Genomic DNA, 9,456 nt, shown 5'->3' with positions numbered 1-9,456 from the left:
ATCCCAACCAAAAAAACTCAAAAAACAAAAACAAGCATCAACAAAACAAACACACTATCGAGTTCACAAACAACACCTACATACGGTCAAGAACTTTTAAGAAAGCCCTCTAGCGTAGTAAAACCACTAACACCAGAACCTCTCGGCTCCACCATCAGCGGCGAGAATTAAATATACTCACCTTCCCACTCGAGGTCAAACTTTGGCAGGGTGAGCATCGACACATCGAATCAAAAGCGCTTATTTCCAACGAAAACGACTCCTCCGGGTCGCGACCGTTCCACGGTCTCCACTCACAGTGAAGTGCGTGGAACATGCGGCGGCCGCCCTCGTCAATCCTGATGCACGATCAACGAAAGCGGCCACGCGCGCTTGCACTGTACTCAGCGAGTACCCAGGTGCTCCTGGTTCGGAATGTCCACGGTGGGAAGATCACGAACAGCCTGGCGAACCGCCTTGGACACGGCCACCGGCACGCGGTCATCAAAGACACCGGGAATGATGTAGCTGGGCGAAAGCTCGTCATCCGAAATGACGGATGCGATCGCCACGGCGGCAACCCTCAGGACTTCCGTCGTAATCTGGGAGACCTTCGCATCAAGCAACCCGCGGAACAGCCCTGGGAAAGCCAGCACGTTGTTGATCTGGTTAGCGTAATCGGAACGCCCCGTCGCAACGATGCGTGCGTATCGAGCGGCATCGAGCGGGTCAACCTCGGGTGTCGGGTTGGCAAGCGCGAAGACAATCGCGTCATCAGCCATCGTCGCCACATCTTCGCCGGTAATCAGGCCGCCGTGTGAGACACCGATAAACACATCAGCATCGCGCAGACCATCCTTAAGGTTGCCGGTCACCCGACGCGGGTTCGTATGCTCAGCAAGCCAGCGACGCGAAGCATGCATGCCTTCAACGTTATCCGCACACAGCGCTCCAGTGCGGCCATACCCCACGATATCCTTTGCTCCCTGAGCCATCAGGAGACGGATAATCGCTGACCCGGCGGCCCCCACACCCGACACAACGATGCGGACCTCGTCAATCTTCTTGTCCACCAGCTTGAGCGCATTGAGCAAAGCTGCCAGGACAACAATCGCGGTGCCGTGCTGATCGTCGTGGAAAACCGGAATATCAAGTTCCTCGCGCAGGCGTTCCTCAATCTCGAAGCAGCGAGGTGCTGAAATGTCCTCCAGGTTGATGCCCGCATAGGCCGGTGCGATCGCCTTGATAATCGAGATGATTTCCTCGGTGTCCTTTGTGTCGAGGACGACTGGCCACGCGTCCACACCACCGAACTGTTTGAACAGGACCGCCTTGCCCTCCATCACTGGAAGCGCAGCAGCAGGACCAATGTCTCCCAGCCCCAGCACAGCCGTCCCGTCTGAAACGACGGCCACCGTATTGGACTTCATGGTCAACAGGTGGGCTTTTTCCGGCATGTCGTGAATGGCAGTGCATACACGAGCCACACCCGGGGTATAGATGCGCGACAAGTCGTCGCGGTTACGCAGCGGGACGCGCGGAGCGATGGCGATTTTTCCGCCGATATGAGCGAGGAAGGTCTGATCTGACACGGCTGCAGTATGAATGCCAGGCAGGGCGTCGAGGGTAGCTTCCACTTCGCGTCGATGGTTTGAATCACGCATATCGCAAGTCAGATCAATGGTCATATGGCCGCGATCTGAATCCGCGACATCGAATCCCTTCACCTGGGCACCTGTGGCGGTCACCGTATCGATGATGGTGGCGATGGACGCTTGTGATTCATCAAATTCAAGCCTGTAGGAGGCGGTATATGACGGAGAAGTACGCATACAAACAATCATTCCTCAAAAGCGTAATGTTCACGCGGTATGTTAGTTCGTTCGTTTTGTATCGTACAAGCCTTTCGGAACGACGGTGTTAACGATCGCACTATGTGGACATGTGCTCGCATGAGCCATGTTTCGTCCGCCGCTCATCTGCCTTCATCAGCTGTTTGAAGGGCAGACAACAAGAAGGTGGCGGCAGAGCCTGCCAGCTCCGCCGCCACCTCACATTCCCACTCCAGGGGCTGAAATCGGTCGGGTTTTACTCCTCGACACCCACCATTTCCATGATGAGTTCACGCACGCGCGCAGCGTCGGCTTGGCCTCGAGTCGCCTTCATCACTGCTCCGACCAGGGCGCCAGCGGCCTTCACTTTGCCACCCTTGATCTTCTCAACGACGTCGGGATTGGCGTCAAGTGCTTCCTGAACGGCAGACGTCAGTGCGCCCTCGTCACTGACCACCTCAAGGCCACGCGCCTGCACGACCTGCTCGGGATCGCCCTCGCCGGCCAGGACACCTTCGAGGACCTGGCGGGCAAGCTTATCGGTCAGGCGTCCATCGTCAACGAGCTTCTGAAGCTGCGCAATCTGCTCGGGTGCGACCGTCAGATCCTCCAACGCAACCTCATTTTGCTTCGCCGTGCGTGCCAGCTCACCCATCCACCACTTGCGTGCAGCGGCAGGTGAGGCACCGGCCTCAACAGTGCTTTCGATCAGCTCAAGCGCTCCGGCATTGACGACGTCGCGCATTTCCTTATCCGAATAAGACCACTCGGTGCGCAGGCGCCGACGCTTCGCTACCGGCAATTCAGGCAGCTCGGCGCGCAACTGCTCGACCCATTCGCGCGACGGAGCAAGCGGAACCAGGTCTGGTTCAGGGAAGTAGCGGTAGTCTTCCGCATCAGACTTCTCGCGGCCTGACGAGGTCGACCCGTCCTCCTCGTGGAAGTGGCGCGTTTCCTGGATGACTGTGCCCCCCGCCGACAGGATCGCAGCGTGGCGCTGAATTTCGAATCGGACAGCGCGCTCGATACCGCGGAAAGAGTTCACGTTCTTCGTCTCTGAGCGCGTGCCGAGCGGCGCATCGGGGCTGGGACGCAGCGACACGTTAATGTCGGCGCGCACGTTTCCGCGTTCCATTCGAGCTTCCGAGACTTCCAGCGTGCGGAAAATGTCACGCAGTGAGCGCACGTATGCTGCGGCAACCTCCGGAGCGCGTTCGCCGGCGCCTTCGATTGGACGCGTGACGATCTCAACCAGGGGCACGCCGGCGCGGTTGTAGTCCACCAGCGAGTGGTCGGCACCGTGGATACGGCCGTCCGCGCCGCCGACGTGGGTGTTCTTGCCAGCGTCTTCTTCCATGTGAGCACGTTCGATGGTGACGCGGAACATTTCGCCGTCTTCGAGTTCGACGTCGACATAACCGTCGTGCGCGATCGGCTCATCGTACTGCGAAGTCTGGAATGCCTTCGTCAGATCCGGGTAGAAGTAGTTCTTTCGGGCAAAACGGCAGTACTCCGCGATTTCACAGTTCAGTGCCAGGCCAATCTTGATGGCGTATTCAACAGCCTTGTGGTTGACGACCGGCAAGGAACCTGGCAATCCGAGGGACACTGGCGTAACAAAGGTGTTCGGGTCGCCACCGAACGCGTTGGGCGCAGCGTCAAACATCTTGGTCTTCGTGCCCAGCTCGACGTGAACCTCGATACCGAGAACAGGGTCGAACTGTTTGACCGCGTCTTCATAATCCATGAGGTCTTCCATCATTCGCTCACCTTCCAGTCGGCAGCCGGGCATCTGCCCGCAACATCATCGCTGAGCAGTTCAACAAGCGCTGCCACCTCGTACATCTTCTGATCATGACGTGCCGGTGCAATCACCTGGAATCCGACGGGCAGATTCTGTTCGGTCACGGCATTCGGAATCGTCATTGCGGGGACGCCTGCAAGGTTGGCCGGAATGGTGGCAATGTCGTTGAGGTACATCGCCATCGGGTCGTTGATCTTTCCACCCATCTCGAAGGCGACGGTCGGCGCGGTCGGCGAGACGAGGACGTCGACCTGTTCGAAGACGCGCGCAAAATCGCGCTGCACGAGGGTGCGGACTTTCTGCGCGGATCCATAATACGCGTCGTAGTAACCGGCCGACAGGACGTGAGTGCCCAGAATGATACGGCGTTTGACCTCATCACCGAAACCAGCCTCGCGGGTAGCAGCCATGACGCGTTCGGCTGTGACATTACCTTCGGCGGGTTCAACACGGATGCCGTAGCGCATGCCGTCAAAACGTGCCAGGTTCGAGGATGCCTCGGCCGGCATGATCAGGTAGTAGGCCGCGAGCGCGTATGCAAAGCTCGGGCAGGACACTTCGATGACTTCAGCGCCTGCGTTCTTGAGAGCCTCCACACTGGCGTTGAACGCGTCGAGCACTGCGGGTTCATACCCCTCGCCGGACAGTTCCGTCACGACGCCGATCTTCAGTCCGGCAATGCTGCCCCGGTCTGCCACGGCGCGCACACTGTCAGCAAGGGGCGGCACCGGGTCAGTCAAGGATGTGGAATCGTGTGGGTCGTGACCACCGATGAGTTCCTGCAAGGCGGCAGCGTCCGCAACTGTGCGGGTGACAGGCCCGATCTGATCGAGCGACGAGGCCATCGCAACCAGACCGTAACGTGAAACCGCACCGTAGGTGGGCTTTGCCCCCACAGTTCCCGTCACTGCACCTGGCTGACGGATCGACCCGCCAGTATCGGAGCCGAGGGCGAGCGGCACCATGAACGCTGAGACAGCGGCAGCTGACCCGCCGCCGGATCCGCCGGGGATACGGCCAAGATCCCACGGGTTTCCTGTTGCGCCATATGCGGAGTGCTCAGTTGAGGATCCCATGGCAAATTCGTCCATGTTGGTCTTGCCGACGATCGGCAGGCCGGCCTCGTGAATCTTTTCGACGACCGTTGCGTCGTACGGTGGCAGCCATCCCTCGAGGATCCTGGAGGCACAGGTGGTGGGCATGCCACGCACGACCATGTTGTCTTTCACTGCGATGGGGACGCCTGCAAGGCGATGGAGCTTCTCCCCTGCTGCACGGCGCTCGTCAACGCGACGAGCTGTTTCGAGGGCACCTTCGCGGTCAATATGCAAGAAGGCGTTGACGTGTTCATTCAGAGCGTCGATCCGGTCCAGGCATGCTGTCGTCAGTTCAACGGATGTGATCTGACCTGTCTCGAGCATGTCGGCGAGTTCGAGTGCGGATTTCTTGAGCAGGTCGTTCATCAGTCCTCCTCGAGAATCTGCGGGACGAGGAACATTCCGCGGTCCTGAGCCGGTGCCTGCGCCAGGACCTCATCACGGTCGAGGGTGGGGCCGACTTCGTCTTCGCGCCACACATTCGCCAACGGAATGGGGTGCGACGTTGCGGGAACGTCAGGGGTGGCAACTTCGGACACTTGTGCAACGGATGTAGCGATGACGTCAAGTTCACCGGCGAAGCGCTCGATTTCTTCTTGCGTCAGCGCAATCCTGGCCAGCCCGGCGACGCGGGCGACTTCTTCAGTACTGATGCGTGACATGATGCCAATTCTATGTGGCACGAAGCAGATATTCGACCCAGCGGGCCCGAAGGCACGTGTCTGACATGTATAAGTTCTCAAATTGTCGGGAAGGAATTAGGCTAACGGCATGGCAGTTGCACGGAAGTGGCGTTTAAACCACCAGACGGGGTGGAAGATTCTCAAAGGTGTCGGTATCGGGCTGCTCGTTGCGCAAGCTGCTGCCGTCGTCACGGTTCATGCCGTTGACCGAGTCCGAATCGCACGTATTCCCGGTGGCCGTCACGGCTTCCCCACTTTGCCCCCCAGCGATGTCCAAATCGATTCGAACGTTGTGCGGACCTACACCGAGGGCGAGTCGCTTTATACCGACATGCTGGACGCGATCAACGAGGCTCGTGAGTCGATTTGCTTTGAGACCTACATCTGGGCGGCCGACGAGATTGGACGCGCCTTCAAGGATGCACTCTATGCCGCTGCTGATCGAGGCGTTCAGGTCTACATCGTTTACGACGGTTTCGGAGTGCTGAATCAGAATCCACTGTTCAAGATTTTCCCCAGGCACCCGAACCTGTTCCACCGGCGTATCCCTGAGATTCGTTCCGGCCTGTTCACGCTTAATTTGCGCAAGACAGGGCGTGATCACCGCAAGATTCTCGTCACCGACGGGAAGTACGGCTTCGTTGGCGGTTACAACATTGGTGAGCGTTTCGGCGTCGAATGGCGAGATACTCACGTCCGTATCACCGGTCCGGCGGTGATGGAGCTGGCGGACGGGTTCGCTGAATTCTGGAATCATTTCAAGCGGCCGTGGCAGCCGGCTCTACCTGACGGCGGGGTTAAGGACTGGTTCCCACCCATCAGTGCCGAATTCAATCTGCCCTCACGATTACTGTTCCCCGTGCGGGGCCTGTACCTGGATGCCATTGACCGCGCGCGTGACCAGATCCTGATCACCACTGCTTACTTCATTCCCGATAAGGAAATTTTGCACAACCTGGTTGCGGCTGCGCAGCGAGGCGTGCGCGTGAAGGTGCTGATCCCTGAATATTCCAACCACATCATGGCGGACTGGGTTGCGCGCCCCTACTACGGAGAGCTGCTGCGCAACGGTATTGAAATCTGGCTGTATCAGCACGCCATGATCCACTCCAAGACCATGACGATTGATTCGCACTGGTCAACGATTGGTACTGCCAACATTGATCGCCTGTCGATGCAGGGCAATTTTGAAGTCAATCTGCAGTTCCGTTCCACCGCTTTGGCAGAGCGCATGGAAGAGATCTTCGCCAAAGACCTCACGACGTCCAGGCAGCTGACGCTAGAAGAGTGGGAGAGACGAGGCCTGCCCACCCGCATCATTGAGCGGCTCCTCCACCCCTTCGAGTGGGTCGTCTGAGTCGACTGAAGCAGCGTGTGTCTCGTCAGCCTGCGCGTCAATTTCTTCGAGGACACTCATACCGCGTGCCAGCAGTTCGTCGAAGCGGGACTGGTCAAGAATCGGGACACCGAGTTCTTCGGCTTTCGCCACTTTTGACCCGGCCCCAGGGCCTGCCACAACCAGTGACGTTTTCTTGCTGACCGAGCTGGTTGCCTGCCCGCCCCGATCCGTGATGGCTTCCTTCGCGCTGTCACGCGTGTACCCTTCCACCGATCCGGAGACGACGATCGTCAGTCCTTCCAGCGTGGCTGCGTGAGTGGATGCGGATCCACCCTCGTCACTGTCGTGCATGCGCACCCCTGAGGCTGCCCACCGGCGCACAATCTCCTGATTGTCAGGCTGTGCGAACCAGTCACCAATCGCGCGCGCAATGATCGGGCCTACCCCGTCGATTGCGCTGAGTTGTTCTTCACTGGCCGAGGAAATCGCCTCCATCGAAGGCATTGCCGCTGTCAGTTCCCTGGCGACCGTGGGGCCGACGTGGCGAATCGACAGTGCAACCAGCACGCGCCACAGTGGCTGAGTGCGTGCCTGCCTGTCCATGAGTTCGAGCATCTGCGTCAGCGTGTCACGAGGGCGAGACTCAGCCGGTTCGCGGAACTTGATCTTCACCTTGTTTTCTGACCGCGTCCTGGTGACCCACGGCTGTGTCCAGAAAAAGTGGACGTACGCCCAGTCCTCGCTGGAAGGTACCTGGCGCCAGATCATCACATCTTTCACATCATCGGCGGTGAGCGTAAAGATTTCGCTTTCAGAGGTGACAACCGGGTCCTGAGCGGATGGCAGCATCGCATTTGCCGCTTCCATCTGCTCACCGTGACTTAAGTGGTCAACGTCGGTGAGCACAATGTGCGTGCCGTCTTCGAGCACGACTCGATGCCCCGCAATCAGCGCCGCCGCGACCTCGTCACGATAGTTCTCAGGCTGCGTCAGCGCGAGGGCGGCCTCAGCTCCCAGATGCTCGATGTCCAATGCGGACCGTGACGCAATATGTTCAATGCGTTCAGTCAGCTGCGCCGGGCACAGCGCGCGATTCAGACAGCGCAGGTCCGCATCGCCTTCAGACTCGGCCCTGAGCGTACTGCCGCACGACGGGCATTCGGTCGGCATGACGAATTCCCGCTCAGTTCCATCCCGTTCGTCCACCACCGGTCCAACAATTTCAGGGATGACATCTCCCGCTTTGCGCACAATCACCAGGTCACCGATCAACACTCCCTTGCGCGCCACCTCGCCCGCGTTGTGCAGTGTCGCTCTCTGCACATGCGAGCCGGACACGAACACCTTATCCATCACCGCGTAGGGCGTGACGCGACCCGTGCGTCCAACCTGGACGTGGATGTCGAGCAGGCGCGTCGTGACTTCCTGAGGTGGGAACTTGTAGGCAATCGCCCATCGCGGCACGCGCGAGGTGGCCCCCATCTGGCGCTGAAGCCCCTGATCGTCAACTTTGATCACGACGCCGTCGATCTCATGATCCAGTCCGGCACGCTGATCACCCAGCTCGTCAATGCGTTGAGCAATCTCGTCATAAGAATGCACCAGCCGCGTGTGAGGCGACACCGGGATTCCCCACTGTTGGAACAGCTCGTACCAGCCGAACAGGTGTGTAGGGGCGGTGAAAGACTCACCAGCCTCGATAGCGCCAATGCCGTGCGCCAACAGAGCGAGCGAGCGCTGCGCAGTGATCGCCGGATCTTTTTGCCGAAGTGATCCGGCTGCAGCATTGCGTGGGTTGGCAAAAGGTGCCGGAGGCTTGTGGGGCTGACGACTCAGTTCTCCAGCACGGTACTGCTCAAGTTTTTCCGCGTACTCGTTGTGCGCGCGAGCGCGCTGCTCGTTAATCTGTGCAAAGTCTTCCAACGGCATGTAGATCTCGCCGCGAATTTCCAGCATTTCAGGGTGCGGACCGCCGGACAGGACATGCGGAATGGATGAAATAGTGCGCACATTCGCGGTCACATCTTCACCCACGCGCCCATCACCCCTAGTTGCCGCCTGGATGAGGAACCCGTTTCGATACAGCAGCGACACTGCCAGGCCGTCGATTTTAACTTCCGTCGTCATCGCGGTACTCGCAGAGCCAACCTCGTCAATCGTGCGCTGCCACCACGAGCGCAGTTCGTCCAGGGAGAAGACGTCCTCGAGCGACATCATGGGTTCTGCATGCTCGACCGGCGCGAATGCTTCGCTGCGTGTGCCACCGACCGTGGCCGTAGGCGAGTCAGGTCCTGATAGCTGCGGGTAGGTGCGCTCTATGTCCTCCAGCTGGCGGAAAAGGGTGTCGTAGTCCGCGTCGCTCAGTTGAGGCGCATCCTTGTCGTAGTAGTCGTGGCGTGCCTGCTCGATCCGTTCAACCAGGTCGACCCACTGCTCGCGTGCCGACGGTGGGACGCTCTGATCGGACTGGGAGCTCTGCGAGATGCTGGGCGGCTGAGCTGCGGGGGTGCCCGCGGTGGCGGCATGCTGATCTTCCATACGACTATTGTTCCACTGTTCGCGTTCCGGCTGGTCGACGAGGGCGACCTGTGGATGTCTGGGCGCGAATTGCGCGAATCGACGTAGGTGCTGTGGAGGGCGACTGTCATCCACAGGGCGTACGCGTGTTACTGCCTGTCCACATTCCAGGTCATCTGAGTGGAGGCGCGGCGGTGAGGACATC

General features: G+C 59.3%; 6 protein-coding genes. 1 reads left to right on the top strand and 5 read right to left on the bottom strand.

The annotated features are described in order from the left end of the window. Positions 1-383: 383 nt before the first annotated feature. The 4 genes from QP093_RS09015 to gatC all read right to left on the bottom strand — a co-directional run bounded on the left by QP093_RS09015 (position 384) and on the right by gatC (position 5,374). On the bottom strand, positions 384-1,811 hold the full coding sequence (locus tag QP093_RS09015) for an NAD(P)-dependent malic enzyme (protein ID WP_285016178.1): 1,428 nt from the start codon (positions 1,809-1,811) through the stop codon (positions 384-386). Between the two features lie 256 nt (positions 1,812-2,067). Continuing rightward, complete coding sequence (gene gatB / locus QP093_RS09010) at positions 2,068-3,570, bottom strand: Asp-tRNA(Asn)/Glu-tRNA(Gln) amidotransferase subunit GatB (protein WP_058236223.1); 1,503 nt, start codon at positions 3,568-3,570, stop codon at positions 2,068-2,070. Next, complete coding sequence (gatA, locus tag QP093_RS09005) at positions 3,570-5,078, bottom strand: Asp-tRNA(Asn)/Glu-tRNA(Gln) amidotransferase subunit GatA (RefSeq protein ID WP_285016176.1); 1,509 nt, start codon at positions 5,076-5,078, stop codon at positions 3,570-3,572. Before gatA ends, gatB begins: the two co-directional genes overlap by 1 nt. Next, positions 5,078-5,374 carry an Asp-tRNA(Asn)/Glu-tRNA(Gln) amidotransferase subunit GatC gene (gene gatC, locus QP093_RS09000; protein ID WP_058236039.1) on the bottom strand — a complete coding sequence of 99 codons (297 nt, stop codon included), beginning with the start codon at positions 5,372-5,374 and terminating at the stop codon, positions 5,078-5,080. The genes gatA and gatC overlap by 1 nt, the downstream gene beginning before the upstream one ends. 109 nt (positions 5,375-5,483) lie before the next feature. Here gatC and QP093_RS08995 point away from each other — a divergent pair, with 109 nt between their 5' ends. Further along, positions 5,484-6,752: a phospholipase D-like domain-containing protein gene (locus tag QP093_RS08995; protein ID WP_285016173.1), complete on the top strand. Its 1,269-nt coding sequence runs from the start codon at positions 5,484-5,486 to the stop codon at positions 6,750-6,752. On the opposite strand, the gene ligA is transcribed toward QP093_RS08995, so the two are convergent. After that, positions 6,675-9,272 (bottom strand): NAD-dependent DNA ligase LigA, encoded by a 2,598-nt coding sequence (gene ligA, locus QP093_RS08990; protein ID WP_285016172.1) that lies wholly within the window; start codon positions 9,270-9,272, stop codon positions 6,675-6,677. The genes QP093_RS08995 and ligA overlap by 78 nt on opposite strands. Positions 9,273-9,456 lie beyond the last annotated feature (184 nt).

The sequence above is a fragment of the Pauljensenia sp. UMB10120 genome, assembly GCF_030212035.1.
Taxonomy (GTDB): Bacteria; Actinomycetota; Actinomycetes; order Actinomycetales; family Actinomycetaceae; genus Pauljensenia; species Pauljensenia radingae_A.
Note: the sequence above shows the minus strand (reverse complement) of the source record. Positions and strands in the feature narration are given on the sequence as shown.